This window comes from Streptomyces sp. NPDC005302, assembly GCF_040607345.1.
Lineage (GTDB): Bacteria > Actinomycetota > Actinomycetes > Streptomycetales > Streptomycetaceae > Streptomyces.
Genome location: NZ_JBEXGN010000002.1, coordinates 469,184 through 496,082 on the forward strand (window position 1 = coordinate 469,184; position 26,899 = coordinate 496,082).

At 71.8% G+C, this 26,899-nt stretch carries 28 protein-coding genes; 12 read left to right on the forward strand and 16 right to left on the reverse strand.

Translation table 11 applies throughout. The features are described 5' to 3' along the window. Window positions 1-7: 7 nt before the first annotated feature. Both ABZT74_RS04470 and mshA read right to left on the reverse strand, forming a co-directional pair. Window positions 8-499 (reverse strand): YbjN domain-containing protein, encoded by a 492-nt coding sequence (locus tag ABZT74_RS04470; RefSeq protein WP_355879155.1) that lies wholly within the window; start codon window positions 497-499, stop codon window positions 8-10. 114 nt (window positions 500-613) lie between these two features. Then, complete coding sequence (mshA, locus tag ABZT74_RS04475; protein ID WP_355879152.1) at window positions 614-1,951, reverse strand: D-inositol-3-phosphate glycosyltransferase; 1,338 nt, start codon at window positions 1,949-1,951, stop codon at window positions 614-616. A 391-nt stretch (window positions 1,952-2,342) separates the two neighbouring features. On the opposite strand from mshA, the gene ABZT74_RS04480 reads away from it, so the two are divergent. The 3 genes from ABZT74_RS04480 (at window position 2,343) to ABZT74_RS04490 (ending at window position 6,220) form a co-directional block, all read left to right on the forward strand. Next, window positions 2,343-3,080, forward strand: a complete 738-nt coding sequence (locus tag ABZT74_RS04480; protein WP_356433359.1) for a class I SAM-dependent methyltransferase — start codon at window positions 2,343-2,345, stop codon at window positions 3,078-3,080. 207 nt (window positions 3,081-3,287) lie between these two features. After that, on the forward strand, window positions 3,288-4,397 hold the full coding sequence (locus ABZT74_RS04485) for an NlpC/P60 family protein (RefSeq protein WP_356433360.1): 1,110 nt from the start codon (window positions 3,288-3,290) through the stop codon (window positions 4,395-4,397). A gap of 491 nt (window positions 4,398-4,888) precedes the next feature. Beyond that, window positions 4,889-6,220, forward strand: a complete 1,332-nt coding sequence (locus tag ABZT74_RS04490; RefSeq protein WP_355879143.1) for a SpoIIE family protein phosphatase — start codon at window positions 4,889-4,891, stop codon at window positions 6,218-6,220. A 220-nt stretch (window positions 6,221-6,440) separates the two neighbouring features. On the opposite strand, the gene ABZT74_RS04495 is transcribed toward ABZT74_RS04490, so the two are convergent. The 3 genes from ABZT74_RS04495 to ABZT74_RS04505 form a co-directional block, all read right to left on the reverse strand. Next, complete coding sequence (locus ABZT74_RS04495) at window positions 6,441-6,779, reverse strand: DUF2516 family protein (protein ID WP_355879192.1); 339 nt, start codon at window positions 6,777-6,779, stop codon at window positions 6,441-6,443. Between the two features lie 114 nt (window positions 6,780-6,893). Beyond that, window positions 6,894-7,484, reverse strand: a complete 591-nt coding sequence (locus ABZT74_RS04500; RefSeq protein ID WP_356433361.1) for a hypothetical protein — start codon at window positions 7,482-7,484, stop codon at window positions 6,894-6,896. Between the two features lie 61 nt (window positions 7,485-7,545). Then, window positions 7,546-8,076 carry a helix-turn-helix transcriptional regulator gene (locus tag ABZT74_RS04505; RefSeq protein ID WP_355879137.1) on the reverse strand — a complete coding sequence of 177 codons (531 nt, stop codon included), beginning with the start codon at window positions 8,074-8,076 and terminating at the stop codon, window positions 7,546-7,548. Between the two features lie 216 nt (window positions 8,077-8,292). Between ABZT74_RS04505 and ABZT74_RS04510 the strand changes: the two genes are divergently transcribed. From ABZT74_RS04510 to ABZT74_RS04520, 3 genes are all read left to right on the forward strand, one after another. Next, on the forward strand, window positions 8,293-8,763 hold the full coding sequence (locus tag ABZT74_RS04510) for a DIP1984 family protein (protein ID WP_356433394.1): 471 nt from the start codon (window positions 8,293-8,295) through the stop codon (window positions 8,761-8,763). Between the two features lie 275 nt (window positions 8,764-9,038). Then, window positions 9,039-9,452 (forward strand): DUF5958 family protein, encoded by a 414-nt coding sequence (locus tag ABZT74_RS04515; protein ID WP_356433362.1) that lies wholly within the window; start codon window positions 9,039-9,041, stop codon window positions 9,450-9,452. 86 nt (window positions 9,453-9,538) lie between these two features. Beyond that, window positions 9,539-9,907 carry a hypothetical protein gene (locus ABZT74_RS04520; RefSeq protein ID WP_356433363.1) on the forward strand — a complete coding sequence of 123 codons (369 nt, stop codon included), beginning with the start codon at window positions 9,539-9,541 and terminating at the stop codon, window positions 9,905-9,907. A 137-nt stretch (window positions 9,908-10,044) separates the two neighbouring features. Here the strand turns inward: ABZT74_RS04520 and ABZT74_RS04525 are convergent, their stop codons facing one another. The 4 genes from ABZT74_RS04525 to ABZT74_RS04540 form a co-directional block, all read right to left on the reverse strand. Continuing rightward, window positions 10,045-10,974: an RNA polymerase sigma-70 factor gene (locus ABZT74_RS04525; RefSeq protein WP_356433364.1), complete on the reverse strand. Its 930-nt coding sequence runs from the start codon at window positions 10,972-10,974 to the stop codon at window positions 10,045-10,047. Further along, window positions 10,971-11,909 carry an NAD(P)-dependent oxidoreductase gene (locus ABZT74_RS04530; RefSeq protein ID WP_356433365.1) on the reverse strand — a complete coding sequence of 313 codons (939 nt, stop codon included), beginning with the start codon at window positions 11,907-11,909 and terminating at the stop codon, window positions 10,971-10,973. The genes ABZT74_RS04525 and ABZT74_RS04530 overlap by 4 nt, the downstream gene beginning before the upstream one ends. 186 nt (window positions 11,910-12,095) lie before the next feature. Beyond that, a complete protein-coding gene (locus ABZT74_RS04535) occupies window positions 12,096-12,644 on the reverse strand; it encodes a GNAT family protein (RefSeq protein ID WP_355879123.1) in 549 nt (182 codons plus the stop codon). Window positions 12,645-12,753: 109 nt separating this feature from the next. Next, window positions 12,754-13,617, reverse strand: coding sequence for an SDR family oxidoreductase (locus tag ABZT74_RS04540; protein ID WP_356433366.1), 864 nt, complete (start codon window positions 13,615-13,617; stop codon window positions 12,754-12,756). A 105-nt stretch (window positions 13,618-13,722) separates the two neighbouring features. Here ABZT74_RS04540 and ABZT74_RS04545 point away from each other — a divergent pair, with 105 nt between their 5' ends. The 3 genes from ABZT74_RS04545 (at window position 13,723) to ABZT74_RS04555 (ending at window position 16,616) form a co-directional block, all read left to right on the forward strand. Further along, window positions 13,723-14,610 carry a sigma-70 family RNA polymerase sigma factor gene (locus ABZT74_RS04545; protein WP_356433367.1) on the forward strand — a complete coding sequence of 296 codons (888 nt, stop codon included), beginning with the start codon at window positions 13,723-13,725 and terminating at the stop codon, window positions 14,608-14,610. 483 nt (window positions 14,611-15,093) lie between these two features. Continuing rightward, window positions 15,094-15,948, forward strand: a complete 855-nt coding sequence (locus ABZT74_RS04550) for a nitroreductase/quinone reductase family protein (protein ID WP_356433368.1) — start codon at window positions 15,094-15,096, stop codon at window positions 15,946-15,948. Then, a complete protein-coding gene (locus tag ABZT74_RS04555) occupies window positions 15,945-16,616 on the forward strand; it encodes an SDR family NAD(P)-dependent oxidoreductase (protein WP_355879111.1) in 672 nt (223 codons plus the stop codon). Before ABZT74_RS04550 ends, ABZT74_RS04555 begins: the two co-directional genes overlap by 4 nt. A 49-nt stretch (window positions 16,617-16,665) precedes the next feature. Here the strand turns inward: ABZT74_RS04555 and ABZT74_RS04560 are convergent, their stop codons facing one another. Then, window positions 16,666-18,762, reverse strand: a complete 2,097-nt coding sequence (locus ABZT74_RS04560; RefSeq protein ID WP_356433369.1) for an AAA family ATPase — start codon at window positions 18,760-18,762, stop codon at window positions 16,666-16,668. 76 nt (window positions 18,763-18,838) lie between these two features. Further along, window positions 18,839-19,468, reverse strand: a complete 630-nt coding sequence (locus ABZT74_RS04565; RefSeq protein WP_356433370.1) for a TetR family transcriptional regulator — start codon at window positions 19,466-19,468, stop codon at window positions 18,839-18,841. Window positions 19,469-19,606: 138 nt separating this feature from the next. Between ABZT74_RS04565 and ABZT74_RS04570 the strand changes: the two genes are divergently transcribed. After that, window positions 19,607-20,590, forward strand: coding sequence for a zinc-binding dehydrogenase (locus tag ABZT74_RS04570; RefSeq protein WP_356433371.1), 984 nt, complete (start codon window positions 19,607-19,609; stop codon window positions 20,588-20,590). 28 nt (window positions 20,591-20,618) lie between these two features. On the opposite strand, the gene ABZT74_RS04575 is transcribed toward ABZT74_RS04570, so the two are convergent. The 3 genes from ABZT74_RS04575 to ABZT74_RS04585 all read right to left on the reverse strand — a co-directional run bounded on the left by ABZT74_RS04575 (window position 20,619) and on the right by ABZT74_RS04585 (window position 23,613). Next, the gene (locus ABZT74_RS04575) at window positions 20,619-21,695 is read right to left on the reverse strand and encodes a phosphotransferase (RefSeq protein WP_356433372.1); all 1,077 of its coding nucleotides are present in this window, start codon (window positions 21,693-21,695) and stop codon (window positions 20,619-20,621) included. Between the two features lie 299 nt (window positions 21,696-21,994). Beyond that, window positions 21,995-22,732, reverse strand: coding sequence for an HAD-IA family hydrolase (locus ABZT74_RS04580; RefSeq protein ID WP_356167400.1), 738 nt, complete (start codon window positions 22,730-22,732; stop codon window positions 21,995-21,997). Further along, complete coding sequence (locus ABZT74_RS04585) at window positions 22,732-23,613, reverse strand: winged helix-turn-helix domain-containing protein (RefSeq protein ID WP_356433373.1); 882 nt, start codon at window positions 23,611-23,613, stop codon at window positions 22,732-22,734. The genes ABZT74_RS04580 and ABZT74_RS04585 overlap by 1 nt, the downstream gene beginning before the upstream one ends. A 177-nt stretch (window positions 23,614-23,790) precedes the next feature. Between ABZT74_RS04585 and ABZT74_RS04590 the strand changes: the two genes are divergently transcribed. After that, entirely contained in the window at window positions 23,791-23,979 is a 189-nt protein-coding gene (locus tag ABZT74_RS04590; protein WP_355879089.1) for a hypothetical protein, read from the forward strand. Between the two features lie 27 nt (window positions 23,980-24,006). Here ABZT74_RS04590 and ABZT74_RS04595 read toward each other — a convergent pair whose 3' ends face one another. Next, the gene (locus tag ABZT74_RS04595; RefSeq protein WP_355879086.1) at window positions 24,007-24,915 is read right to left on the reverse strand and encodes a GntR family transcriptional regulator; all 909 of its coding nucleotides are present in this window, start codon (window positions 24,913-24,915) and stop codon (window positions 24,007-24,009) included. Between the two features lie 213 nt (window positions 24,916-25,128). On the opposite strand from ABZT74_RS04595, the gene ABZT74_RS04600 reads away from it, so the two are divergent. After that, window positions 25,129-25,314 carry a hypothetical protein gene (locus ABZT74_RS04600; protein ID WP_355879083.1) on the forward strand — a complete coding sequence of 62 codons (186 nt, stop codon included), beginning with the start codon at window positions 25,129-25,131 and terminating at the stop codon, window positions 25,312-25,314. 233 nt (window positions 25,315-25,547) lie between these two features. Here ABZT74_RS04600 and ABZT74_RS04605 read toward each other — a convergent pair whose 3' ends face one another. After that, entirely contained in the window at window positions 25,548-26,825 is a 1,278-nt protein-coding gene (locus ABZT74_RS04605; RefSeq protein WP_356433374.1) for a GNAT family N-acetyltransferase, read from the reverse strand. Between the last annotated feature and the right edge of the window lie 74 nt (window positions 26,826-26,899).

Consider the following 26,899-nt stretch of genomic DNA (forward strand, 5'->3'; position numbering starts at 1 on the left):
GGGAGCGTCAGTTGGCGGGGCGCTCGGTCAGATGCGTGAACGCGTCCAGGTTGCGGGTCGACTCGCCGCGGGACACCCTCCAGTCGTACTCCTTGCGGATCGCGGAGGCGAAACCGAGCTCCAGGAGGGTGTTGAAGGAGCCGTCTGCGGCTTCCAGGACCGAGCCGAGAAGCCGGTCCACCTCGTCGGGGGTGACGGCGGCCAGCGGCAGCTTGCCGACCAGATAGACGTCCCCCAGGGAGTCGACCGCGTAGGAGACTCCGTAGAGCTTGAGATTGCGCTCCAGGAGCCAGCGGTGGACCGCCGCGTGGTTCTCGTCGGGGTGGCGGACCACGAAGGCGTTCAGCGACAGCGAGTGCTTGCCGACGATCAGCGAGACCGTCGTGGAGAGCTTGCGGGTACCGGGCAGTTTCACCACGTACGAGCCCGTCGCGGGACTCTCCCACTCCAGCTCGGCCTCGGTGAGGACCTGCTCGATGATCGACGCTGCGTCAGCCATGCAGCGAGCGTACGTGACCGCCCCGGACGCGGCTCAACCCCTCCGGGCCACGGCCGCGCCCCGTTCGCCGGCACGACCGCGCCCCGTTCGCCGGCGGGACGAACGTGGTCCGTCTCAGGCGTGGTGCGCCCGCACCCGGCGCCGGTGTTCCTGGGTCGCCGCCGCGTAGACGTCGGCCGTCGCGGCGGCCGCGGTGTCCCACCCGAAGCGCTCCGCGTGCCGGGCCGCCGCGGCGCCCATCCGGTCCGGGAGGGTCGCGTCGTCCGCGAAGTCCGCCAGTACGCGCGCGTAGTCGGCGGGACGGTGACCGGGGACCAGGAATCCCGTCTCCCCGTGGCGGACGGCCACCGGCAAACCGCCGACCTCGGCGGCGAGCACCGGCGTACCGGCCGCCTGCGCCTCGATGGCGACGAGCCCGAAGGACTCGCTGTAGGAGGGCATCACCAGCACGGACGCGGCCCGGAACCAGTCCGCGAGCTGGTCCTGGTCGACGGGCGGCCGGAACCGCACGACGTCGGCGATGCCCAGCCGCGCGGCGAGCTTCTGGAGTCCCTCGGGCTTGGCGAGTCCACTGCCGCTCGGACCGCCGACCACCGGGACGACGATCCTGCGCCGCAGTTCGGGCCGCTCGTCGAGCAGCACGGCGACCGCGCGCAGCAGCACGTCGGGAGCCTTCAGCGGCTGTATGCGGCCGGCGAAGAGCGGGATCAGGGCGTCCTGCGGCAGGCCGAGGCGGGCCCGGGCGGCGGCGCGGCCGTCGGCGGGACGGAAGCGGTCGAGGTTGACGCCGGGGTGGACGACGGCGACGTTGCCTGCCGCGGCCTCGTAGTGCCGGACGAGTTCGTCGGCCTCCTCCGCGGTGTTCGCGATGAGGCGGTCGGCGGCGCGCACGATCTGGGTCTCGCCGATGACGCGGGCGGCGGGCTCCGGGGTGTCGCCCTCGGCGAGCGACGCGTTCTTGACCTTGGCCATCGTGTGCATGGCGTGGACGAGGGGGGCGCCCCAGCGCTCGGCGGCCAGCCAGCCGACGTGGCCGGAGAGCCAGTAGTGGGAGTGGACGAGGTCGTAGTACCCGGGGCGGTGACCTGCCCACGCCTGCATGACGCCGTGCGTGAAGGCGCACAGCTGGGCGGGGAGGTCCTCCTTGGCGAGGCCTTCGTAGGGGCCCGCGTCGACGTGCCGGACGAGGACGCCGGGGGCCAGTTCGACACAGGGCGGGAGCGCGGCCGTGGTGGCGCGCGTGAAGATCTCGACCTCGATGTTGATCGCGGCCAGCCGCTGGGCCAGCTCCACGATGTAGACGTTCATGCCGCCCGCGTCACCCGTGCCGGGCTGGTGCAGGGGCGAGGTGTGCACGGAGAGCATCGCGACGCGCCGGGGCCTGCGGTGCAGCCTGAGCCGCGAGGGCGCCGCCGCCGAGCGACGCCCGAGCCTGCTGACGTACTGGCTCACGTGGCGTCTCCTCCTCGCTGCGGGCATGCCGGTCGGAGGACACATGGCGCCCTCCAGCAGGGGGAACGTCGGAGGCCTCCGCTCCATTTCCGCTTTGCCGAATCATTACCGCCGATCGCTCAACCGTTCGACCCGATAGTGCGTCTGCCCCGCTGTCCGCCGGGTATTCCGCGGACGGGAGCACGCGCACCTCCCCGGTTGTCCACAGGGCTGTGGGGACGGGCCGGAGGTTGTCCACAGGGCGGAACGGCCCTCGTCGGAGCCGCCTACTCTCGTACGCATGGCAACCCGCGCAGCGTCCCCTCCTCCCTCTCGGCTTCGCTCGAGCAGCGGGACCCCTGTCGTGGGCACGGTGACGCGCGGGACCACGAATCCGAATCGGCTTCGGCGCATGGACCGCTGGATCGCCGCGACGCACGGCGCCGAGCTGCGCCGGTCCGCGGACCCCGTGGCGGTCGACCTCGGCTACGGGGCGGCGCCGTGGACAGCGGTCGAGCTGCTGGGCCGGCTGCGCACGGCCGCGCCCCGCACCCGGGTGTTCGGCGTCGAGATCGAGCCGGCCCGCGTCACCGCCGCCCTGCCGTACGAGCGCGAGGGCCTCGCCTTCCGGCACGGCGGCTTCGAGGTCCCGGTGCCGGGCCGTCCGACCCTGATCCGCGCGGCGAACGTGCTCCGCCAGTACGACGAGGAGCAGGTCGCCGAGGTCTGGCGGCGACTGTGCGCGCGGCTCGCGCTGGCGGGGCAGGGTTCGCGGGGCGGACTGCTCGTCGAGGGCACCTGTGACGAGATCGGCCGCCGGCACGTCTGGGTCGCCCTCGGCCCGGAGGGCCCGCGCACGGTCACGTTCGCCACCCGGCTCGGCTCCCTCGACTGCCCGTCCGACCTGGCCGAGCGGCTGCCCAAGGCGCTGATCCACCGCAATGTCCCGGGCGAGCCCGTGCACGCCTTCCTGCGGGACTTCGACCGCGCCTGGGCGGCCGCCGCACCGTACGCGTCGTACGGCGCCCGGCAGCGCTGGATACGCGCGGTCCACGACCTGTCGGCCGACTGGCCGGTCGCGGACGGGATCGCGCGCCGGCGCCAGGGCGAAGTGACGGTGCGCTGGGAGGCGTTGGCGCCGCGGCTCTGACGTGCCGCGGAACCGTCCCGTCCGCGAGCGGGCGGGAACGATCTCGATGAGTCGCACGTCACACAGGCCGGGGAGCGGGATCGTCATGCCGGGCGGGGCTGGTGGGAAGGGAGTTCTTGCCCGGCTCTGTCGCATTGCGCGCCGACATGGCACGATCCCCGAGGCGTCCGGAAGTTACTGACGGTAAATCAGGTAGGGGGCGGAGCAATGGGATCCGGCAAGCGGAGCCTGACGACGGCGACCCTGTTCCTGGCCTGCGCATGTGCCTGCGCGGTGCTGGCGACACCAGGAGTGGCGTACGCGAGCCCGGCACCGAAACCGACGTCCACCCGCACCCCGACACCCACGCCGACTCCGACCGCGACACCAAAGCCCGTGAGCACCAAGGAGCTTGAGGCGGTCCGCCTGAAGCTGGACGAGCTCTACCACGACGCGGCGGTCGCCACCGACGCGTACAACGCGGCGGAGGAGAAGGCCGACAAGCAGTCGGCCGAGATCGTCGGCCTGGCCCGGGAGATCGTCAAGGGCCAGGCGAAGCTGGACGAGTTGAGGGACCGCGCGGGCGCCGCGGCACGCGCCCAGTACCGCGGCGGCAGCCTGCCTCCCGAGGCCCGGCTGTGGCTGAGCGACAACCCGCAGCGCTTCCTCGACGGCGCGGGCCGGGTGCGGGCGGGCGAGCACGCGACCAAGGGGCTGCTGGGCGAGATGGCGCGCACCCAGCAGGACCTGAAGCAGTACGAGAAGGACGCCTCGGCGCAGTGGAAGAAGCTGGAGGCCAACCGCGAGGCCAGGGCCGAGGCCAAGAAGAAGATCACGAAGCGGATCGCCGCCGCCGAGCAGCTGGAGTCCCAGCTGGAGAAGAAGGAGAAGGAGCGGCTGGCGAAGCTGGAGGAGCAGGCCGCGTATCAGGCGCAGTCGGTCTGGCTCAGCTCCGGCGTCCTCGCGGACATCAAGAGCGAGGCGTCCGCGGAGGGCAGGAAGGCCGTGAAGTACGCGACGGACCAGATCGGCAAGCCGTATGTGTGGGGCGCCGAGGGACCGGGCTCGTTCGACTGCTCGGGGCTCACCTCGCAGGCCTGGGCCACCGCCGGCCACCCGATCCCCCGCACCTCGCAGGAGCAGTGGAAGCAGCTCAAGCACGTGGCCGTCGAGGACATGCGCCCCGGCGACCTCGTCATCTACTTCGACGACGCGAGCCACGTCGGGGTGTACATAGGCGACGGCGCCATCGTGCACGCCCCCCGGCCCGGCCGGAACGTGACGATCACGGGAGCCGGTTCGATGCAGATCCTGGGCGTCGTACGACCGGACGCGTAGGACGGCGCCGACCGCGCCCCGAGCGACCCCGCCCCACGACGACCCCACGACGACCCCACGGCGCCACGGTTGGGCGACGGGGCGACGGGGGACAACGCGCGTGACGCAGCGCACGTGACCTCCCGCACCCTTGTGTCCGCGCGTGCTCGCCGCGCACGCGGGCCGTCACGCGCTCCGATCGTGACCGACCCGCCGCACCGGACGCACCGCACACGACCCACCACACAACACCCTTCGCACGTGACCCACCGCACGTGACCCACCGCACCGTTGCCCCGGCCCCCGTCCCCGGGGACGTGACCTTCGTCATCCCTGACGGGACCGCGTCCTGTCCAAATGCGGTACGGGATGCGGCATATGACGCTGGCCCTTTGCCGTACGCCGTGCCGTACGCCATTCCGTTGCGGCACCGCCGGGCGCTATGGTCCCCGTCGGTGGGTCGACGTCCTTCGTCCCACCACGCCCTCGGGGGGAGGGAAGGAACCCAGACGATGCCCGTACCCGTACCGCGGCAGAGAGCGATCCCGGCCGTGGAAAGTGGTCAGGCTCAAGCCGTGTTCTCACCCGGCGGCCCATCCGGAGACACAACCGGCGGCCTCGCCGGGACAGCACCGGCACCTCGTGCCGCCACGGCCCCGGCCGACAGCACCACCAACCTGACGCTCCTGGTCATCGAGGACGACCCGGCGGGCGCGCTCGGCGTGCCCGAAATGCTCGACGCGGCCGGCAGGCCGATCCGGATCCGCACCGCCCGCAACCTCACCGAGGCCGAGCGGCTGCTCACCCATGACGTCCACTGCATCCTGCTCGACCTGGCGCTGCCCGCCCCGGGCCGCGCCACGGACGTCGCGGACGAGCTGGCGACCCTCAAGCACGTCCTGGAGCTCGCGCCCCGGCACGCCGTCCTCGCGCTCACCGCGTCCGGCGACACCGAGACCGGCGCGGAGGCCGTACGGGTCGGCGCGCAGGACTACCTTTTCCGTGACGAGCTGGACAGCCGGCTGCTGAGCCGCGCGATCCGGTACGCCGTGGAGCGGAAACGTTCCGACAAGGCCGAGCGACGGCTCACCGAGTCCCGGCTGCGCGCCCAGGAGAACGCCCGGCTGGAGCGCGGCCTGCTGCCGACTCCGCTGCTGGAGGGCTCCTCGCTGCGGTTCGCCGCGCGCTACCGCCCGGGCCGTTCCCGCGCGCTGCTCGGCGGCGACTTCTACGACACCGTGCGCACGGCCGACGGCACGGTGCACGCCATGATCGGCGACGTCTGCGGGCACGGGCCCGACGAGGCGGCGCTCGGCGTGGAACTGCGTATCGCCTGGCGCGCGCTGACCTTCGCGGGCCTGTGCGGTGACGAACTGCTCTCGACGCTCCAGCAGGTTCTGGAGCACGAGCGCGAGAGCGACGAGATCTTCGCGACGCTGTGCACGGTGGACATCGCGCCGGACGGCCGCCGCGCCGGGCTCTGCCTGGCCGGTCACCCGTCGCCGCTGATCGCCCGCCCGGGCCGGCCCGCGGAGCTGCTGCCGTACGAGAACAACGGCCCGGCGCTCGGGCTGCTGCCGAACGCCCGCTGGCCGCGCATGCAGGTGGAGCTGGGCGCGGCATGGAGCCTGATGCTCTACACCGACGGTCTGATCGAGGGCCACACCGGCGTCGGCAACGAACGTCTGGGCCAGGACGGCATGGTGGACATGGTCCGCCGACAGCTCGCGCAGGGACTCGAAGGCGAGGAACTGCTGCGCGCCGCGGTCAGCGAGGTGCGCGAACTCAACGGCGGGGAGCTGGCGGACGACGTGGCCGTCCTGCTGCTCGACCGGAAGCCGTAGCGGGGACGCGTCGCGCGGGCCGGGGCCGCTCCGCCGGCCTCCGCCGAGGGGCGGGGCACAACCGGCTGGGGCACAACGGCGTGAGGCGCGACCCGGTGGGCCACAACGGCGTGAGGACCGACCGCGTGGGGCACAGCGGGGTGAGGCGCGACGGCCGGCCATCGAATGGACAGGCCGATCCGTCTCGCCGCCGGTGTCCGGCGGCGAGACGGGTGAGGTTCTAGCGGCCGCCGTTGTAGGGGCCGTACGGGCCGTCGCTGCTGCTGCCGCCGCGGCGGCCACGGCCTCCTCCGGAGACCTGGCGCAGGGCGGGACGGACGTCGACGAAGAAGACGATCGTGGCGATCAGGCCCGCGATCTGCAGGAACAGCATGGGAACCAGCAGGTTCACGGCGACCGTGATGCCGAGGATGATCAGCCAGAACATCTTGTTCTGCTTCTCGGCGGCGCGATAGGCGTCGTCGCGGGCGACCGCGGCCATCACCAGCGCCACCACGGCGAGCACCAGCATGGCTGTGAAGATCAGCCACATGAGGCCGCCGAATGCCGTCATCAGCACAATGCCCACCGCCCGGGTCTAGTCGTCTTGTCGCCACCGTACCCGGAGAACGGGCCGGTAACGCGGAGAGTGCCCGGCCCGTCCGAGGACGGGCCGGGCACTGACGCCGCTCGCCTACTTGGCGGGCGGAGTGGTCTTCTTGGCGGCCGGCTTGCGGGCCGCGGGGGCCTTCTTCACCGGGGCCTTCTTGGCGGGCGCGGCCTCGGCCACGACGACCGGCTTCGGCGGGGTCTTGATCTCGCCCGGCTCGGCGTTCGGCTCCACCGCGATGGCGAAGTCCTCGATCTCCTCGGCGGCCTCGCCGCGCCAGGTGCGCACGGTCAGCTCGCCGTGCTCGGCGACCTTCTCGTACGTCTCCCGGGCCTTGACGGCGTACTCGGCGGCGACGCCGACCCCGCGCAGGGCGAAGTCCTGGGCGGACTCACCGAGCTTCTTCAGGTCGGTGTCGAGGGAGTTGATGAACTCCGTCACCTTCGTCTGCAGGTTCTCCTGCGCCTCCTTGGCGCGGGCGGAGGCCTTCTCCTGCACGGCGTTCGGGTCGAGGTTCTTCACGGTGTCGATGTGCGCCGGAGCATCGGTGCGGATCTGCTCCACCAGGCCGGGGACCTTCTTCGCCTGCTGCACGGCCAGGTCGGCGGTGCCGGCCAGGAAGTAGAGCGGGGTCGGGTCGGTGGCGGCCCTGCGGATGTCGTCGGTGATGGCCATGACGGTGGTCCTCCCGTGAATCGCTGTCAGCTGAGGGTTTTTGTGGTCCGCACGCAGGTGGTCAACTGGCGTTCTGCTGCGGACCGGCATCGTTGCCGTCGGCCGTGCGGGGGCCGCGGACGGCGGTGTCCTGTGCAGGCTGGGCGCCCGGTATGTCCTGAGCCGCAGGCACGCCGGTGCCGGGGTCCTCGTCGGTCCCGGGCACCTCGGTGACGTGAGCGGTCTCGTCCGCCGGCGCGATCTCGAATCCGTTCTCCTTGCGGAAGGACTCGTAGATCTGGAGCAGCACCTGCTTCTGCCGCTCGTTCAGCGTGGGATCGGCGAGGATGACGGCACGCGTCTCCACCTCGTCCCGGTCCCGTTCGGCGTCGAGGATCCCGGCCCGCACGTACAGCGTCTCGGCGGAGATCCGCAGGGCCTTGGCGACCTGCTGGAGCACCTCCGCGCTCGGCTTGCGCAGCCCGCGCTCGATCTGGCTCAGATACGGATTGGACACCCCGGCGGCATCGGCGAGCTGCCGCAGGGACAGCTGCGCGGTGCGCCGCTGTTCCCGCAGATACTCACCAAGGTTGCCGACGTTGAGCGATGCCATGGCTCCACCTTGCCGCATCCCCGCTAACTTTTGCAAGCACCCGCTTGCAAAAGTGTTCCACGGCACGGCGGGCGGGTCTGGTGGCCACACCCGACCCGACTGTCCGCTCTCTCTCCAGTGGCTGGTCAGGGCTCCGTAGGGATCAAAATCCAGGTGCGTACGACCTGGTTCGCACTCCTATACTCGTGCGAGCTCATGGAGGGGGAGGTGGAGACGGTGAAGCTTGCCGAGGCACTGGCGGAACGTGCAGAGGCGACGCGCCGCGTAGAACAGTTGCGAGCGCGCGTCGTCAGCAGTGCGCGGTACCAGGAGGGAGAGACGCCCGCCGAGGATGCCGCCCAGTTGTTGGCTGAGGCCGGTGATGTGCTGAGCACTCTGGAAACGTTGATCCGACGGATCAACCGGACCAATGCCACCGTGGACATGGGTCCCGACGGCACGCTCACCGATGCCCTCGCACGCCGGGATGTCCTGCGGTTGCGTCACTCTGTGGTCACTGCGGCGGCGGACGCGGCGGCAGGGAGCGGCGAGCACGGATACGGCCGGCAACTCCGGTCCGAGCTGATGATGCTTTCCGCGCTTCCGGTCTCGGAACTGCGCGGTCAGGCAGACGTGCTCGCGCGGGAGATCCGCGAGGTCGATGTGCGGATCCAGCGCATGAACTGGGAGGTAGACCTGCTGGACTGAGTAGTCCAGCAGGCGGAGACGATGTGGAGCAGGTAGCTGCTTCGGAGGCGTGCACACACCGAGGGCCGGCGGTTTCCGGCCCACTTGTGGCGCGTGAAGAGCAACGCGGGGTTCGACTCCCCATCAACAGCGCAGCTCAGCATGGCGTACAGGTAAAGGTGCACATCGCACAGCACATCACCACGTGCAGATCCGAAGCGGTGAGGGCGGGTTCGGGGCATTCCACATCGCAACACCACGGACAACGGCGATCTGAGCGCAACGAGGGCGCGCGAATGACTGATCCGCACATCATTCTGAACGAACTCGCTCAGGAGCTTCGGCCGATGTCACAGGGCATCGAGTGGTTCGAGAGCCTCTCCGCTGAAGAGCAGTCCAACACCCTGCGCCTCCTGTCGCAATTCTGCGTTCAGGCCCGCGCCACCACCGAGGACGGCCAGGAAAGTATCCGACGTGCCGGACTTCGCGCCACGCACACACCGGCGGTTCTGATCGCACGAGGGCGGATCGACCAGCAACTCGGAAAGATCATCAGTCTCACCCCGGACGACGAGCGCCTCAAGTCATTCCGGCTACTGATCGCGGTGCTGGCCGTCGCCGACGAACGCCGACGAGAGCGCTTCTGCTCCGACGGTTGCGGCCACGCGTGGCATCGCCTGTCTGTCGACACCCCCAAAGCCTCGGCCTAGGAATCAACGTCCACAAAGGCACTGTGCCAGGCACCCCTGACAGCACAGGTCGACAAACTGGTTCGAGGGGTGGAGGGTGCGGACGCATGAAGCCCCTCTCGGAGATGACTGAGCGCGAGTACTTCGCCAACGTCGGCGAACGTCCCGGCATGTTCGTCGGCAGGGCGTCCTTCTCCACGCTGACCGCGTTCCTGACCGGTTATGACCAGCATGCTCTCCGGCACGGTGGGCCTGGGCTCATCGGCTGGCACGACTGGCTCGTCGCCCGTCGCGGACGCGACTGCAACCACGCATGGCCCGGCCAGGTTCTCCATATCGCCCTCCCGAACGGCTGGGACGACTTCCGGAGCCTTCCGCCTGAGGACGAACAGCAGGCGATCAAGTTCCTGTTCGAACTCCTCGACGAGTTCGCCGCCCTGCGCGAGGCAGCGCAGGGCTCGCAGACCTCGGATTGAGTGAGACACCGCGCCGCACCGCGTCTCACCCAAGATGAACCACTGACGGTCAAGGCCAGGGTTCACCTGAGGGCCGCCCCGCAGCCGGTCCCCTGTGGCCGCGCGAGCAGGGACGAACGGCCCACCCCCTCCACCCCTCACCCCCGCGGCGGCCACCCCTCGTCTCCCCCCGCCTCTGCGGCGAGGGCCCAGGCGTCTGCCACTGGGCCCACGTGGGTGAGCTTGTCGGGGTTCATGATCGAGCGGATCGTCACGATGCGCCCGTCGAGGGTCTCCAACGACCAGATGCCGACGGTCCTGCCGTCCCGGTCGCGCAGGACCGCACCCGGCAGGCCGTTCACCTCGTGCTGCCGCAGCGTGACCCCGACCCGGTCGAACCCCGGGGCGAACGCGGCCAGGAGCCGGGCCACGTTTTCGGCGCCGCTGACGCCGCCCACCAGTTGCGGTGCCTTGCCGCCTCCGTCGCCGACCAACTGCGCGTCCCCGGCGAGCAGTTCCCGCAACGCGTCGACGTCGCCCTCACGGAACGCGTCGAAGAAGCGGCCGGCGAGTTCGTCGCGTGCCCTGCGGTCGACCTCGAAGCGGGGCCGGCCCGCTTCCATGTGGCGGCGCGCCCGTACCGCGAGCTGACGGCAGGCCGTGTCCGAGCGCCCCACGGCGGTGGCGATGTCGGCGAACCCGAACCCGAAGACCTCGCGCAGCACGAAGACGGCGCGCTCCAGAGGGCTCAGCCGCTCCAGCAGGAGCAGCGCGGCCATCGACAGCGAGTCGGCCAGCTCCGCCGACCGCTCCGGATCCTCGTACGGGTCGTCCAGGAGCGGCTCCGGGAACCAGGGTCCGACGTACTCCTCGCGCTTGACCCGGGCCGAGCGCAGGACGTCGATCGAGATCCGGGTGACCACGGCGGCGAGGTAGGCCCGGGCCGACCGGGGCTGTGTCGTGGAGGCCGCCCAGCGCAGCCAGGTCTCCTGGACCGCGTCCTCGGCCTCGGTCACGCTGCCGAGGATCCGGTAGGCGATCGCGAAGAGCAGCGGCCTGAGTTCCTCGAACTCCTCGGTGCGGGTCACGTCAGCGCTTCCTCGAACCCGGTCCGCCACGAGGGATGGCCGGGCTGCCAGCCGAGCTCGCGTCTGGCCTTGGCGTTGGAGAAGCCGCGGCCCTCGGTCATCATCACGACGGCCTGGTCCCCGGCGAGCACGCGCGCCAGCCACACGGGGATCCGCATCGGCCGTTTCGCCCCGGCGCACGCGGCCAGGTGCGGCAGCCACGCGGAGGCCGGGGCGGGTTCGTCGTCGACGATGTTGAACACGCCCGTCACGCGCTGCTCCACCGCGAGGACGGTGGCGCTCGCCGCGTCGTCGAGGTGCACCCAGGAACTGTGCCCGGTTCCTCTCCCGACCAGCGGGAACTGCCGCCTGCGCACCAGCTCGACCTGGTCGTCGGTGGCGCCGGGCCCGTAGAACGCGCCGTAGCGCAGGACCGCTCCGCCGGCCTTGAGGACGACGTCCTCGACGTGGCGCATCGCGAGCATGCCGCCGTGGGCCGCCGTCCCCTCCATGAGGTCCAGCGGGTCGTCCTCCGTCTTCACCCAGCCGCCCTCGCGGATGCCGTTCCAGCTCGCGTACCCCTGGGCGACGACGTGGGAGACACCGGCCGCCTCGGCCGCGGCCAGCAGATGGTCCGTCCCCTCGGTGCGCAGCCGGTTGGTGGTGGCGAACCACCGGTCCGGATGCTTGATGTCGGGCTTGCCCGCGTGGGCCACGGAGATCGCGGTCATCTGGTGGACGATCGTGTCGGGCCGGGCGCCCGCCACCGCCTCGCCCACCGACACCGCGTCCAGCCCGTCCATCACGACGCCGTCCGCGCCGAGTCGCCGCAGCAGACCCAGTTTGGCCGTGCTCGTCGTCGTAGCCGTCACCTGGTGGCCGCTGGCCACGAGCTGCGGCACCAGCCGTTGCCCCAGGACCCCGGTACCGCCCGCCACGAACACCCGCATGACCATCACCTTCCTGATTTCCCCGACCGGCTCTCGTCTCTGGGACGAGACAGCCCCCGGCAGGTGTGACATGCCGGGGGCGGGGAGGGTGTGGATACCCGTGGAAAGGCGTGCAATGTGCACGGTGCAATGTGCGGCGCTCTGTACGGCGGTACCGCTCGCCGGGGCGGACGCGGCGGCCGTACGGGATGCTCAGCGGCCGGCGGCCCACTCCTCGCGCAGGAGGCCGAACTCGACGCTGTCGTACCAGGCGTCCCCCACCCGGACGCTGGACCGGCGGCGCCCCTCCTCGACGAAGCCGACCCGGCGGAAGGCGCGCATGGCGCGTTCGTTGCCGCTCCAGGTGTCCAGCTCGACGCGGTGCAGACGGCAGGCCCCGAAGAGGTGGCCCACCAGGAGGCTCAGCGCCTCGGAGCCGTAGCCGCCGCCCCAGCGGTCGCGCTCCCCGATCGTGATGCCCACCGTCGCCCGGCCGGCGAACGGGTCCAGGTCGCGGTAGTCGGCCATGCCGATCGCCCGGCCGTCGGCCAGGTCCTCCACGGTGAACGTCAGCTCGCTGCTCGGGTTGTCGCGCAGCCGGGCCTCGTGGAAGGTGGCCATGGCCTCCCGGCTGACGGGTCCGAAGTAGGGGTTGTCGCCGGTGGCCCAGTGCACGACCTCCGGGTCGTTGCGCCACCGGAAGTGAGCGTCGAGGTCCTCGGCGCTCAGCGCCCGCAGCCGTACCAGTCTGCCGTCGATCATGCGGTGATCATAAGGAGCCGGGGGCCGCTGTCCAGCGAGTTTTCCGGCCGCGGGCGGCGAGCCCCCGCCGCCGCGCCGCCGGGGTGCACGCCCGCGCGCACCCGCTCCGCTAGCCCAGCCGCTCGGCCAGGAAGTCCTCCCAGGTGCGCCCGCCGGTTTCGGCGCCCGTGAGTGAGAGGTTGTCGCCCGCACGGTAGGCGCGTCCCGCCTTGCCCGGGATACGGACCGGCAGCAGCGGGCGGCGGCGCCTGCCGCGGGCCAGGGCGTAGCCGTCGGCGAGTTCGGCGAGCGCGTAGACCCTCGGCCCCGCGAGGTCGGGAACCAGGCCGGACGGGCTGCCGAGGGTGAGTTCCGTGATGCGGGCCGCCACGTCGCGGACGTCGACCGGCTGGAGCCGCAGCCCGCCCGGCGCCGGGAACACCGGCAGTCTGGCCATCCCGGCGACCATTTTCAGGGTCAGGTCGTTGAACTGGGCCGCCCGCAGCGTCGTCCACGGCAGCCCCGACCCGGCGACCGCGCGCTCGGCCTCCCGCTTGGACCGGAGCCAGGCGAGCGGAACGCGGTCGGCGCCGATGACGGAGATGTACACGACGTGCCGTACGGCCGCGGCCTGCGCGGCGCGGACCAGGTTGCGGGTCGCGAGGTCGTCGCCCTTGGGCCCGCCCGCGAGGTGCAGGACGGTGCCGACGCCGTCCAACGCGGCCTCGATGCCGTCGCCCTCGCCCTCACCCTCGGCCTCGGTCTCGGTCTTGAGGAGGTCGACGGCCACGTACGTGACGCCGTCGACGGGTTCGCGGCGGTGCCGGCTCAGCACGCGCACCTGGTGTCCGGCCTCGCGCAGGAGGGGGACGACCAGACTCCCCAGGGTGCCGGTGCCGCCGGTGACGAGGATCGTGGACGGGGTGGTGGGGGCCTTGTCGGAGGCGGCGGCCGGGGTGGGCAGGCCGGTCGGGTTCGCCGGGTCGGTGGTCATGGCTGCTCCCAGGGTGTGCGGGGCCGGGGTCCGAAAACCCGGGCCCCGTCGGCGGGTTCCGGTGTTCCATTGCCCTGACACCCGGGACGAAGGGAATGTGACACGGTGAGCGAGATCGCGTGGTCGGCCGAGCTTTTCGAGGAGCAGCGGCCGCGTCTGCGGGCGGTCGCCCACCGGATGCTGGGCTCCCTGAGCGAGGCGGACGACGCCGTCCAGGAGGCGTGGCTGCGGGCCTCCCGCGCCGACACCGGCGCCGTGGAGAACCTCGCCGGCTGGCTGACGACGATCGTGGCGCGGGTGTGCCTCAACATGCTGCGCGCGCGGGAGCGCCGCCACGAGGAGCCCTTCGACGTACGGGTCGCCGACCGGCCCGCCGTCGCCGGGAGCGGCGCCGACCCCGAGGAGGAGGCGGTGCTGGCCGACTCCGTCGGGGTGGCTCTGCTGGTCGTCCTCGACACCCTCGCCCCGCCCGAACGGCTCGCGTTCGTGCTGCACGACCTGTTCTCCGTGCCGTTCGACGAGATCGCCCCGCTGCTCGACCGTTCGCCCGCCGCCGTACGGCAGCTCGCGAGCCGGGCCCGCCGCCGGGTGAAGGGCGCTTCACCGCTGCCGAAGGCCGAGCTGGTCCGGCGGCGCGGTGTCGTCGAGGCGTTCCTGGCCGCCACCCGCGGCGGCGACTTCGAGGCGCTGGTCGCCCTGCTGCACCCCGATGTCGTCCTGCACGCCGACCGCTCCGTCGTCCCGACCCCCGAACCGGTCCTCGTCAGCGGGGCGGCCACGGTCGCGAAGGGCGCGATGGCCGCCACGGGCCGGGCCCGCTTCACCGGCCCCGCCCTCCTCGACGGCACGGTCGGGCTCGTCATGGCTCCCTTCGGCCGGCTCGGCCTGGTCCTCGGTTTCGCCATCGCGGAGGACGGCCTCATCACCGAGATCAGGGTCGTCGCGGAACCGGACGACCTCCGCCGCGTCGAGGTCGCCGCGCTCGACGCCTGAATTCCCCGTACGTCCACCGCACCGCCGCTCTCCCCTTTTCCGACGGATCGAACACCCCGCCGGAAAAGGGGACCGGAAACGGGTATTGCCTTTTCGCGCGCGGAGGCAATACGGTTGCGCCCATGACTGCCGGGTCGGCCTTGTGCCGTGAGCGAGTCGGGTGCCCGGCCTCCGAGTGAGGCCGGCGCGGGCCAGAGGCCCGCCTCCCGCATTTCCCCTTCACCAGTGGCTTGTGCCGCGCCCCCGTGTGAGGCGCGCGCCGTGCCGAGCCTCTGATCTCGTACGACGCCGTGCCCGACAGGGCTGCCCGCCGCCTTAGGCGATGCCGCGCCGGTCCACAAGCGCGTACGCGTGCCCCGTGTGCCCCTCGCGCGCCTGCGTGATCCCGGACGCGGGCCCTTCTCACCGTCGCCACCGCGGACGGCCGGAACCCATTCCGTCCGCGGTAATTCGCCATGCCCGAGACCAAAAAGAAAGCCGAGAATGCCCAACCCTTTCAATCAGCAGGTCATCGATGAATTCCGGGCCCGAGACGGGCGCGTCGGCGGTCCTTTCGAGGGGGCTCGGCTGATTCTGCTGACGACCCTCGGGGCACGGACCGGGACCCCCCACACGACTCCCCTCGGCTACTACCCCGACGGCGGCGAGCGGGTACTCGTCATCGGGTCGGCCGGGGGTGCGCCCCGTGACCCGGACTGGTTCCGCAATCTCCTCGCGAACCCGCGGGCGACCGTCGAGGACGGGGTGTTCACCTACGAGGCGCGGGCCACCGTCCTCGGACGCGACGAGCGGGACCGGGTCTTCGCCCGCGCGGTGCAGGCCGATCCGGGCTGGGCGGACTACCAGGCGAAGACGGACCGGGTCATCCCTGTCGTCGCCCTGCGCGCGCTCCCCGAAGAGGGGCCTCCCGACCTCGGCGGCCGTTCCCTGGGCGCGTACCTGAAGGCCGTCCACGATGCCTTCCGGCATGAACTCGCGCTGATCCGGCGGGAGGTGGCGGACCAGGGCACGGCGACCCTCGGCGCCCAGCTCCGCGTCAACTGCCTGACCCTCTGCCAGGGCCTGCACAACCACCACACCGGCGAGGACCTCGGCATCTTCCCCCTCCTCGCCCGCCGCGGGCCGGGGACCGCGCCCCTCCTGGAGCGGCTGCGCCGCGAACACGCGCGGATCGCCGAACTGCTGGAGGAACTGCGCGGCGCCGTCGCTCCCGGGCAGACGGACCCGGCCCGCGTACGCTCCGAGGTGGACCGCCTCACCGGCGAACTCGAAGCCCATCTGACCTATGAGGAAGAGCAGTTGATCCCACTCCTGGACAGCGCCGGAGCGCCCTCGTGATCGCGCTCGTCACCGGAGCGAACCGCGGAATCGGCCGGGAGGTCGCCCGCCGATTGAGCGCCGAGGGCCACACCGTCTACCTGACGGCCCGGTCCGCCAAGGCCGCCGCCGACGCCGCCGCGGCCATCCGCGGACGGGACGTCCGCCCGCTCCGCCTCGACGTCACCTCCGACGAGGACGTCACGGCGGCGGCCCGGGACATCGGCGCCCTCGACGTGCTGATCAACAACGCGGCGATCACGTACGACACCTGGCAGCGCGCGACGAACGCCGACCTGGACGTCGTGCGCGAGGCGGCCGAGACCAATCTGTACGGGCCCTGGCGGCTGACGCGGGCGCTGCTCCCGCAGTTGCGCGCGAGCGCGCACCCGCGCGTCGTGAACGTCTCCAGCGAGGCGGCGTCCCTCACCAGCATGGGCGGCGGGACCCCGGCCTACTCGGCGTCGAAGGTGGCGCTGAACGCCCTGACCAGGATGTTCGCGGCCGAACTGCGTTCCGACGGGATCCTCGTGAACGCGGTCTGCCCGGGCTGGGTCGCCACCGACATGGGCGGGGAGGGCGGCCGCCCCGTCGGGGAGGGCGCCGCGAGCGTCCTCTGGGCGGCCACCCTCCCCGACGACGGCCCCACCGGCGGCTTCTTCCGCGACGGACGTCCGCTGCCCTGGTGAGAGGGCCGGAGCGCCACGGCGGACGGCGCCGGGGCCGGCGTCGTCGGTGTCACCAGGGCAGCGGACGGGTGTGCACGACGTCGAGCCGCGAGACCGCGCGGGTCAGTACGACGTAGAGCCGGTGCAGTCCGCGCTCCTCCGCCTCGGCGATCGCGGCCGGTTCCACGGCCACGACGTGGTCGTACTCCAGTCCCTTGGTGAGGCTCGCGGGCACCACCGCGATCCGGGCGCCGGGTTCGTCGGGACCGGCCGCGACGATCCCCGCGGCGCCGAGCGCCTCCCGCACACCGGCGACGTCCGGGTCGGCGGCGATCACACCGATGGACCCCTCGTGCGCGAGCGCGCCGCGCACCGCCTCGACGGTCCCGGCCAGCGGGTCCTGGACCGGCCGGATCGTCAACTCCCCTTCCCTGCGCAGGGATCGGGCGGGCGGTACGCCCACATCGAGTTGTTCCAGCACCTGGTTGGCGAGACGGACGACGGCCTCGGGGACGCGGAAGCCGACCGTCAGCGGGACGACGACGGCATCCGGTTTGCCGAGGTGGCCGAGGAGTTCGCCCCAGTCCCGCGCCGCCCAGGGGGTGGTGCCCTGCGCGAGGTCCCCGAGCACGGTCAGCGATCCGAAGGAGGCCCGCCGGGCGATCGCCCGGCACTCCATCGGAGACAGGTCCTGCGCCTCGTCGACGACCAAATGGCCGTAGCCCTCGGGGTGTTCGACGAGCCCGGCGATCTCGTCGAGGAGGACGAGGTCGGCGGCGGACCACCGCGCGGACTTCCACGAGCGCGGCGGCCTCACCCACAGCAGGGCCTTCCGTTCCTCGGTGTCGAGGACACCGTCGGCGGCCCGCTCCAGCGCGTCCGCGTCGGTGAGCAGCCGGGCGAGCAGTTCCTCGGGGCGCACCCGGGGCCACACCGCGTCGACGTACGCACTGACGGGCCGGGCCCGCGAGATCCGCTGCGCCCAGGCGCTCGACTGCGGCCCGGCCCGCAGTTCGGCCTGGGCCCGCACATGGTGCACGACCCGGGTGCGCACCCGCTCCCGCCCGACGGCGTACGGAGGTTCCTCCGCGCGTACGCCGTCCACGATGCGCCGCAGCACCCCGACCGGGACCCGCCAGCGGTAGGTACCGTCCGGCACGGCGAGGGAGTCGGCCGGCACGCCGACGTGGCCGTACAGCGCCCGGCGCAGCACCTCGGCCATCCGGGCGTCGTGCTTGACGACCGCGGTGTATGGCTCGTCCTCGCCGGTCACGGGCCGGTCCGCGATCTCCTCCCCGATCGTCGACTGCCTCACGCCGGTTTCGCCGAGGGCGGGCAGCACCTCCGCGATGTACGACAAGAACGTGCGGTTGGGGCCGAGGATCAGCAGCCCACCACGGCGGATGCGCTGGGGATGCGTGTAGAGGAGGTACGCGGCCCGGTGCAGGCCGACGGCCGTCTTGCCGGTGCCCGGGGCGCCCTGCACACAGACGGAGGACGTGAGATCACCCCGTACCAGCTCGTCCTGTTCGGGCTGGATGGTGGCGGCGATGTCCCGCATGGGGCCGACACGGGGGCGCTCGATCTCCCCGGCGAGGATGCGGCTGCCGCCGAGCACGCCCTCGTCGGCGCCGCCCCCGGGGTCGGCCGGCCGCCCTGCTCCGATGGGCTCGTCCTCCAGGCCGGTGAGGTCGGCGGAGTCGCCGCGGCTGCCCGGGGCCCAGCCGAAGCGGCGGCGGACGGCGACGCCCTGTGGCTCGCGGGTGCTCGCCTGGTAGAAGGCCCGTGAGACGGGGGCGCGCCAGTCGACGACGAGGGGCGGGGTGGCGGGGCGTTCGCTGATCCGCAGCCGCCCGATGTGGTAGCTCTGCCCGGCGTGGTCGCCGGCCGCGGCGCCCGCGTCCTCGAAGTCCAGCCGGCCGAAGAACAGCGGGCCCTGGGGCAGTTCGCGCAACGCCTTCGCCTGGCTGCGCAGCACGTACCCCAACACCTCCGCGTCGGCGCCGGAGGCGGAGACGTCCTCGCCGGTGACGACCTGTTCCTCGGCTCCGTCGACCATCGCGGCGAGGGCGGCGCGACAGGTGTCGTGGAAGGCGCGCTCACGGTCGAGGGAGCGGGTGAGCGGGGTGGCGTGGGCGCGCCCGGGGGCGGGGTCGGGTGGCGTCATTCCATCCAGCGTAGCCGAATAACGTAACCGAGTAATATTTTTTACCGAGGCATGCCGGGTGGGCCGCTCCGCGCCCTCAGGCGAGTTCCGGAAGGGCCGCCGCCAGCCGTCCGAAACTCCGCTCGGCGGCGGTCACGGCCTCCGGGCGCACCGCGTCCACCGGCTCACCGTCCGCGATCCGCCGCCAGTTCTCCAGAGCGAGAATCCGGCGTACGGCGGTGATCTGCCCGGCGGCGAGCCGCGCTTCGAGCCCGTCGCCCAAGGGCTCGGCGAGCACGGCGGCGAGCGCGGCCTCCGAGCGCTCCAGGTACCCGCCCAGGCGCGCCACCAGCGCGGGTGTCCCGTAGAGCAGCCGGTGGAAGGCGAGCACCGCGGGGTGCGCGTTGAGCCCGGTGACGGGGTCCTCGCCGCGCAGCCCGTCCAGGAAGTGCTCGCGCAGGGCGTCGATCGCGGACCGCCCGTCCGCCCGGCCCTCCTCGACCACCCGCGCCGCCTCCGTCTCGTGGTCGGCGAAACGGTGCAGGACGAGGTCCTCCTTGGTGGGGAAGTACCGGAAGAGCGTCGGCTTGGAGATCTCGGCGGCGGCCGCGACCTCGGCGACGGACACGGCGTCGAACCCCTTCTCCAGGAAGAGGCCGATCGCGGTCTCGGAGACCTCCTGGTACATGCGCTGCTTCTTGCGTTCACGCAGTCCGGTGTCGCTCATGGCCCCGAGCGTACGCAGCGCCGCAGGCCCGCACGCACCCCGCGATCCGGGCGCTTGACCTCAACCGGGCTTGAGGTCGAAGACTGATCGCGAGGGGCACCCCTCACCGACGTCCGCGATCACGCCGAGGAGCGACTGATGCGAGCAGTACAGGTGAAGGAGTTCGGCGGTCCCGACGTACTCGTCACGGTCGAGGTCCCGGATCCGGTGCCGGGGGCCGGTGAGGTCCTCATCGATGTGGCGTACTCCGACACGATCTTCGTGGAGACCCAGATCCGGGCCGGCTGGGGCGGCGAGTTCTTCGAGGTGGCGCCTCCGTACGTACCGGGCGGCGGGGTCTCCGGGACGGTGAGCGCGCTCGGCCCCGAGGTCCCGGCCGAGTGGCTCGGCCGCCGGGTGACGGCGTTCGTGCAGGGCAGCTACGCCGAACGGGCCGTGGCACCGGTCACGGCACTGACCGTCGTGCCGGACGCCCTGGACCTCTCGTCCGCCGCCGCCCTCGTCCACGACGGCGTCACGGCCGCCGGCCTGCTCGAACTGACCGGCCTCGGCGCCACGGACCGCGTCCTGATCCTCGGCGCCTCCGGAGGCATGGGCACCCTGCTCGTCCAACTGGCGCATGCCCACGGTGCACGGGTGGTCGGAGCGGCCCGGGGAGCCGAGAAGCTCGCGCTGGTACGGGAGTTGGGCGCCGACGCGGTCGTCGACGTGACGCGTGCGGACTGGACGGACACCGCGCGCACGGCCCTCGGCGGAGGCGCCGGCGGCCGGCCGGAGGCCGCGGACCTCGTCCTCGACGGAGTGGGCGGCGAACTCGGCCTGGCCGCGTTCGCGTTGACGGCGGACGGCGGCCGCTTCTCCGCCCACGGGGCACCCTCGGGCGGCTTCTCCCCCGTCGACCCGGCCGAGGCCCGCCGCCGCGCCATCACCCTCTTCGGCATCACCGACGTCCAGTTCGCCCCCGCCGACCTGCGCCGCCACAGCGGGGCCACCCTGACAGAGGCGGCAGCGGGCCGACTGCGCCCGGTGATCGGCGAGGTGTTCCCCCTGGACCGCGCCGCCGAGGCCCACGCGGCGGTGGAGGGACGGGGGGTGGTGGGGAAGGTGGTGCTGGGGGTGTGAGGGGGCGGGTGCGCTTCCCCACGCCGATTCAGGCGTTCCTGCACCACTTCTCAAGCGCGAGGGCAATGTCTGCCGTGCCCGGCATCCTGTCGATCTCCAGCGTTACCTCCGCGGCGATCAGCACCTTCTCGATCCTGCGGCCCGCGCGGTCGAGCGGCTCCCGGTCGGTCACCGGTCCGGGGTCCAGCGTCAGGGCCGTCCGGATGACGTCGGTGAACACGGACTGGGCGCGCTTGTAGGCGAGCAGTTTCGGCAGATCGTCCGCGTACCCGGCCGAACTGCCGGGCGCGACGGCGTCGACGGCCTCGCGCCACCGCCGCACCACGTGCCGCTCCTGGTCCGCCGGGTAGCGCATCAGGTAGACGTGCGTGGCCAGGTCGTACAGGGGGTCGCCGAACATCGCCAGCTCCCAGTCGATCGTCCAGAGCCGGTTCTCGGGGTCGACGACGAAGTTCTCGCGGTGGAGATCGGCGTGCAGCAGGCAGAAGGGGCGCTCGGTCAGGCCCGACACCCGCCTGCGGAGCTTCTTGAAGGAGCCGTCGTCCAGCCCGAGGTCGCCGAAGAGGCCCGCGAAGCGGGGCAGGTTCTGCCGGTACACCCGCTTCTCCGTGAACAGGAGCAGCCGTTCCAGGAAGCCCGAGCTGTCCCCCTCGGCCGCGCGGTCCGCGGGGTCGCAGGTGCGCTCGGCGGTCAGGGAGCCGGGCCGGACGGCTGCCAACTGCCGGAACAGGTTGATGACTTGGCTGACGAGTTGCTCGGGGACCTCGGTGCCGGACCCGTACGACCGGCCCAGCGTGTGACCTTCGACGAACCGCTGGAGGCGGGTGGAACCCGCTTCGATCAGCTCGGGGATGCCGTCGATCCGCCCTTCGAGGGACCGGAGGAGCTGCTCCTCCGAGGCGAAGCACCGCCGGTCGAACCACAGCAGATCGGGGCGCGGCTCCCGGCACTTCCAGCGGACCTGCCCGGCCGGCCCGGTCACACCCGGCAGGGGGAAGACATACGTCTCGTGGTGGTAGCCGTGCAGCGGCCCCTCGACCGCGGCCGCGTCGCCGCTCACCGCGACGGCTCGCAGCAACGCCGGGGAAGCCGATTGGGCTGACATTGACCGTTCTCTCACGTGAGACCGCAACCAATGAGGAAAGAGGGGAGCACGGTACTCCCCCACGAGTGCGCATGGTGCCAGAAGGTTTCTTCTGATCACCTCACCCCTTTTCCTGAACGGATGGCCTCCCCTTCACCCGGAAGCGGGCACTGAACAGGCATGACTCCTGCAGCCGGCGCCGGCCGGCGCCCTGCGAGGTTCACACGGTCGGGTTGGCCACGCACCGGCTGCCGAGCCGCGGTCCGGGCGGCACGGCCCCTGACGAGTACCCGATGACACGCACGTATCGCACCCATATCTCAGAGCTGACCGCGCAGAATCCGCAGAACGGTCTCCAGCGAGGACACCACGTCCTCGGCTCCCGCGTCGCGCAGCAGTTTCTCCTTGCGCTCGTTGCGCGCGTAGCCGAGGAAGGGGACTCCGGCGCGCTGGGCCGCGTACAGGTCGGACGGGGCGTCGCCGATCATGAGCGCCGTGGAGGGAGCCGCGCCCAGGGCGTTCAGCGCACGGTGGAGGCAGTGCGGGTCCGGCTTGAGGTGGTGCAGGTCATGGGTGCGACCGTAGATGTTGGGGGTGAAGCACTCGGTCAGGCCGCGGCCGGCCAGGTAACGCGCGGCGGTCTGGGGCGAGTTGTTGGTGGTGATCGCGAGACGGGCGCCCACCGCGCTCCAGGTCCTGATCACCGGGTCGGCGTACGCGGTGGGCCAGGCGGAGACCACCGCCTTCAGCTCCTGCTGGGTGAACCGCGCCTCCAGCTCGGCCACCAGATCGCTGTGCGGGCGCCGCCGGTTGACCGCGTGGAGCACCACCATCGGGTCGGGGTGCACCCGCTCCTCCGCGGTCAGCAGCCCGCGCATCCCCTGCCGTTCGAGCCATTCGACCAGATCCTGGGCCACCCGCTCCGCCGAATGACCCGCGAACAGCCGGCAGACGGGCCCGTCGAAGTCGAAGAGCACGAAGCGGGCGCGGGTGATCGCGTCCCTGAGTTTCGCCGTCCGTGTCGCCGTCGCTTCGGCCTGGGCCGTTTCAGAAGTCACTAGGAGAGTTTCAGGTCCGTGGTGATGGTTTCCCAGAGGGCGTCGAACCACTTCTGCGATTCCTCCACGAACGCGGCGTCCCGCCGGCCGGCCTGCTTCTCGAAGGAGAAGAGGAGGGAGGTGGCGCCGATGGTGTCGTACATGTCCAGGACCTCGCTCTCCACGGTCTCCTCGCGCCTGGCGATCATGTAGTACGCCATCAGCGCCTCGGACCCGTTGAGCAGGTACAGCTTCACCGGCGGGGTGAAGGGCAGCGCGCGGAAGGTCACGCGGACGTCGATGCCGTGCGAGGAGCGCAGGGACTGGAGGTTGTGCCGCAGCACCTGCCCCTGCGCGTTGCGCTGGCCCAGCCACCGCTTGTGGACGGCGTCGTCGTCCTCGCCCTGCCCGGGGACCGGCACCGGGAACGCCAGCGTGATGTCCCGGGAGGGCAGCAGGATACGGACGTCGATGGACTGCGGCCGGAGCCTGCCGTCGTGGATCTGCCGGACGGGCTCGCTGATCGCCATCATCAGGGTCTCCGCCGTGAGACAGGCCGCGTCGATGCGCACGTGAGGCACGGAGAACGCCTCGGTGAGCCGGGGGGCGAGCCCCACCATCGTCGGCTGCGGCCCGTCGCGGGTGGGAGCGACGTCGGCGATGCGCGGCGGGCTGCCCTTGCTGACGTTGCTGAGGAGGCCGTCCGTCTGGAGCATGCCGAGGGCCTGGCGGACGGTTCCGCGTTCCACACCGAACTCGTCGGCCAGCTCGGCCTGGGTGGGCAGGCGGTCACCCGCCTTGAGCTCACCGGCCCGTATGCGCTCCCGGAGGGTGTCGGCGATCTGCTGCGGCGAGAGCTTTCTGCTGTCGTTCACGGCCACGTTCTCCTGAGTCACGACCAAACGCTACAACTACCGTCCATCTACGGGCAGTTGCTTGAAAGTTGTTTATGACTAGTCGCCAAGTGGGGACAACTTAACCATAGTTGGTAACCAACATGGCCAAGTTGGCGGAAGTTTTGCCTCCCCATCGTGGCCGGTCCCCCTGCCGGCCCTCCCAGCACCGCAGGAGGAACCACCATGCCCGTCATCGCCCTCCTCGCCGCCGTCTTCGTCGTCGGCTTCGAGCAGCTCGTCCAGTGGCAGTACGGCCCGTCCGGCATCGTCGGACTGCTGCTGCTCACCATCGGGATCAAGGCCAAGAGCCCCACGTGCAGCTCCATCGGGGCGGTCGTGCTCGCCCTGATGGTCTCGGGGCCGGCCCTGTGAGCTGCGCGCCACCGCATCCGGGAGGCCTCAGCCCGAGAGCACCAGCTCCGAGCTGATGGTCTCCCACAGTGCGTTGAACCACAGGTGGGACTGCTCCACGAACGTCGTGTCCCGCAGCCCCGCCCCCTGCGCGAAGGGGAAGAGCGTGGAGCGGGTGCCCTGGACGTCGTACATCTGCAGCTGCTCATGGTCGATCTCCTCCTCACGCCGGGCGAGCGTGTAGTACGCGAAGAGGGCCTCGGTGCCGTTGAGCAGGTACAGCTTCACCGGCGGGGTGAACGGCAGCGCCCGGAAGGTGACCTCGACGTCGATGCCGTGCGTGGACCTCAGGGCCAGCAGGTTGTGCCGCAGCACCTGCCCCTGCGCGTTGCGGTTGGCGAGCCAGTTGCGCTGGAGCCGGCTGTCGGAGCGGGCGTCGACGGGTGCCGGGAAGGCGAGGTCGATGTCACTGCTCGGAAGCAGCACCCGGACGTCCACCCTGGCCGGTTTCAGCCGTCCGGCGTGAATCTGACGCAGGGGCTCGCCCATGGCGAGGGTCAGCGATATCGACGTGAGACACAGCGCGTCGATCTCCACGTGAGGAGCGGCGAACGCGGCCGTCACGCGCGCGCCGAGCGCCACCGTGGTCGGCTGCGGCACGGCTTCCGGGCCGGTCAGGGCCCTCTCGGGAGGTTCCGCGACGGTCGCCGGACTCCCCTTGGACACATTGACGAGCAGATGCTCCGACTGCAGGATGCGCAGCGCCTGGCGCACCGCGCCGCGCTCGACGCCGAACTCGTCGGCCAGCCTGGCCTGGGTGGGCATGCGCTCACCGGCCCGCAGCTGACCGGACCTGATCCGGCTGCGCAGCTCCTCGGCCACCTCGCGGTGAGACCTGGGCGACCGTGGCGACCTCTTCCGCCCGTTGACGGATGCATGTTCCGGCTCCACGACCAAACACTACAACTTCCCGCCATCTTTGGGCAGTTGCCGGATAGGTGGTTATGAGTCGTCCCAACATGGAGATAACTAGGAGTGAGTTGGTCGCCAACTTGCACAACATGGTCAAGCTTCCCGGGGGTTGGCCGCCTGAGCATCGCCCGCGGATCGGGTGACGAGGCGGACGGTCCTCAACGGGGTTCGCCTCCCCGTCCCGAAGGAGGGACCGTCATGCCGCTCATCGCCCTCGCCGTCGCCGCCCTCGCCATCGGATTCGAACAGCTCATCCAGTGGAGGTACGGACCGATGGGCATCATCGCGTTCGTCGCGCTGTCCGTCGGCCTCAAAGCCAAGAACACCATGATCAGCGGAATCGGAGCGGTGATCCTCGTGATGCTGCTCGCCCAGTCCGGCTGACCGGACGCCTGCCGTCCGCCAGCCCGGCCGACCGGTCTCTCCTCCGGAGGGGAGCCGGGAGCCCGGTCGGTCCGCACCACCGCACGACAGCTCCACCGCACGACCAGAAAAACAACCACAACTGAATCGCTACGGATCAAGAGATCAAGAGCTTACGAGCTCGGAGAACAGAGCCCACGGGACACAGCCCGGCACCCGCACGGAGGGAGAACCGACGGACCGACAGCGGTAGTTCAGAAGATGTCCGGGCACCACGGTCGCCTGGACGTCCGCAGCAGGGCGTCGGCGACGGAGGCGGCGCCCTCTTGCCGTTCCCGGACCCGGCCGAGCGCCACGAGCCGCTCCGCGGAGTCGTCGCCGAGCCAGAGGGTGGCCAGGTCGGCCACCGGGACGGCGAGTTGGGCGTCCTCGGTGGTCGGGGCGCAGGTCGCGGTCCCGTCCGCGGCGGCTTGCAGCCGGTAGCGGCCACCCGCCGGCCCGCTCTCGTCCGTCACCTCCAGGACGAGCGTCCCGGCAGCGCCGTACGTCCGTGCCTCCAGGGCCCGTACGACGTCCAGGATGCGTACCCACAGCCAGTCCGACTGGGTCGTGATGCGCGCGGCCCGCGGGTCCGGCAGGAACTGCGGCACCAGGTCGTCGGGGGCGCGCCCGCCCGTCTTGACCCGGGCGATCCAGTCGACCGAGCAGAGGAACCGCCACAGGGCGCGTTCCGCCGCCGGCGTCACCGCGATCAGCCAGTTCACCGTCGCGGTGTTCTGCGGCTGGTTGGAGTCGTCCCAGTGGTCGTCGGACTCGTAGGAGACCAGGCCCTCGATCTCGCCGGACGCCGAGCGGTACGCGGCGTGGAAGGGTTCCTTCCACGGGTCGCCGCTGAGCCGCAGGACACCGGTGTTGATCTGCCACCAGCGGTCGTCGCGGTTGATGGCGCCGGGCCGGCCGCGGCGGAAGCGTTCGTGCAGTCCCGGTCCGTCGCGGCGCACGTCCTGGGCGTCCACGAGGTCGACGCGGCCGCCGTCGCCGGGGCCCGCCCAGCGGGGGTCGAGGCCCGTGCGCGCGACGTCGATGGTCCACTCGGCGGTGGTGGTGACGGGGCCGAAGCCGTAGCGGCCGTAGATCGGGTACTCGGCGGCGATGAGCGTCGCGACGACGTCACCGCGGTCCTTCGCCGCCGCCAGGTCGGCCTCCATCATCCGGGTGAGGAGGCCGCGGCGGCGGTGTGTGGGCGAGACGGTGACGCTGGAGATCGCGTCCGCGGGGACGGTGGCGCCGCCCACCACGGTGAGCTCCTGGGGGAAGGAGCGGAACGTCGCCACGCAGCGGTCCCCGTCGTACGCGCCCAGGGTGCGCGGCAGGACGAGTCCCGAGCCTCGCGCCTCGGTCTCCTCCTTGGACACCGTCGGCGGGCGCAGGAACCCCGTGTTCAGCGCGCGCAGCCAGTCCGGGATGTCGGGGGGTGCGAGGGGGCGGACCGTGAGGGGGGTGGGGGCGGCGGGGGTGTCGTGCGGGGTCATGGGGCCACGCTAGGCGCCTGTCGGCGGGGTGTCGCGGGGATTTCCGCCGCCACGATCGCAGCAGGTGACGCCTC

Excerpts from the sequence above, each read along its gene's own strand:
- ABZT74_RS04470 (WP_355879155.1), bottom strand. The coding sequence starts at position 499 with ATGGCTGACGCAGCGTCGATCATCGAGCAGGTCCTCACCGAGGCCGAG.
- ABZT74_RS04480 (WP_356433359.1), top strand. The coding sequence starts at position 2,343 with ATGGACCGCTGGATCGCCGCGACGCACGGCGCCGAGCTGCGCCGGTCC.
- ABZT74_RS04485 (WP_356433360.1), top strand. The coding sequence starts at position 3,288 with ATGGGATCCGGCAAGCGGAGCCTGACGACGGCGACCCTGTTCCTGGCC.
- ABZT74_RS04490 (WP_355879143.1), top strand. The coding sequence starts at position 4,889 with ATGCCCGTACCCGTACCGCGGCAGAGAGCGATCCCGGCCGTGGAAAGT.
- ABZT74_RS04500 (WP_356433361.1), bottom strand. The coding sequence starts at position 7,484 with ATGGCCATCACCGACGACATCCGCAGGGCCGCCACCGACCCGACCCCG.
- ABZT74_RS04505 (WP_355879137.1), bottom strand. The coding sequence starts at position 8,076 with ATGGCATCGCTCAACGTCGGCAACCTTGGTGAGTATCTGCGGGAACAG.
- ABZT74_RS04515 (WP_356433362.1), top strand. The coding sequence starts at position 9,039 with ATGACTGATCCGCACATCATTCTGAACGAACTCGCTCAGGAGCTTCGG.
- ABZT74_RS04520 (WP_356433363.1), top strand. The coding sequence starts at position 9,539 with ATGAAGCCCCTCTCGGAGATGACTGAGCGCGAGTACTTCGCCAACGTC.
- ABZT74_RS04530 (WP_356433365.1), bottom strand. The coding sequence starts at position 11,909 with ATGGTCATGCGGGTGTTCGTGGCGGGCGGTACCGGGGTCCTGGGGCAA.
- ABZT74_RS04535 (WP_355879123.1), bottom strand. The coding sequence starts at position 12,644 with ATGATCGACGGCAGACTGGTACGGCTGCGGGCGCTGAGCGCCGAGGAC.
- ABZT74_RS04540 (WP_356433366.1), bottom strand. The coding sequence starts at position 13,617 with ATGACCACCGACCCGGCGAACCCGACCGGCCTGCCCACCCCGGCCGCC.
- ABZT74_RS04550 (WP_356433368.1), top strand. The coding sequence starts at position 15,094 with ATGCCCAACCCTTTCAATCAGCAGGTCATCGATGAATTCCGGGCCCGA.
- ABZT74_RS04560 (WP_356433369.1), bottom strand. The coding sequence starts at position 18,762 with ATGACGCCACCCGACCCCGCCCCCGGGCGCGCCCACGCCACCCCGCTC.
- ABZT74_RS04565 (WP_356433370.1), bottom strand. The coding sequence starts at position 19,468 with ATGAGCGACACCGGACTGCGTGAACGCAAGAAGCAGCGCATGTACCAG.
- ABZT74_RS04570 (WP_356433371.1), top strand. The coding sequence starts at position 19,607 with ATGCGAGCAGTACAGGTGAAGGAGTTCGGCGGTCCCGACGTACTCGTC.
- ABZT74_RS04575 (WP_356433372.1), bottom strand. The coding sequence starts at position 21,695 with ATGTCAGCCCAATCGGCTTCCCCGGCGTTGCTGCGAGCCGTCGCGGTG.
- ABZT74_RS04590 (WP_355879089.1), top strand. The coding sequence starts at position 23,791 with ATGCCCGTCATCGCCCTCCTCGCCGCCGTCTTCGTCGTCGGCTTCGAG.
- ABZT74_RS04600 (WP_355879083.1), top strand. The coding sequence starts at position 25,129 with ATGCCGCTCATCGCCCTCGCCGTCGCCGCCCTCGCCATCGGATTCGAA.
- ABZT74_RS04605 (WP_356433374.1), bottom strand. The coding sequence starts at position 26,825 with ATGACCCCGCACGACACCCCCGCCGCCCCCACCCCCCTCACGGTCCGC.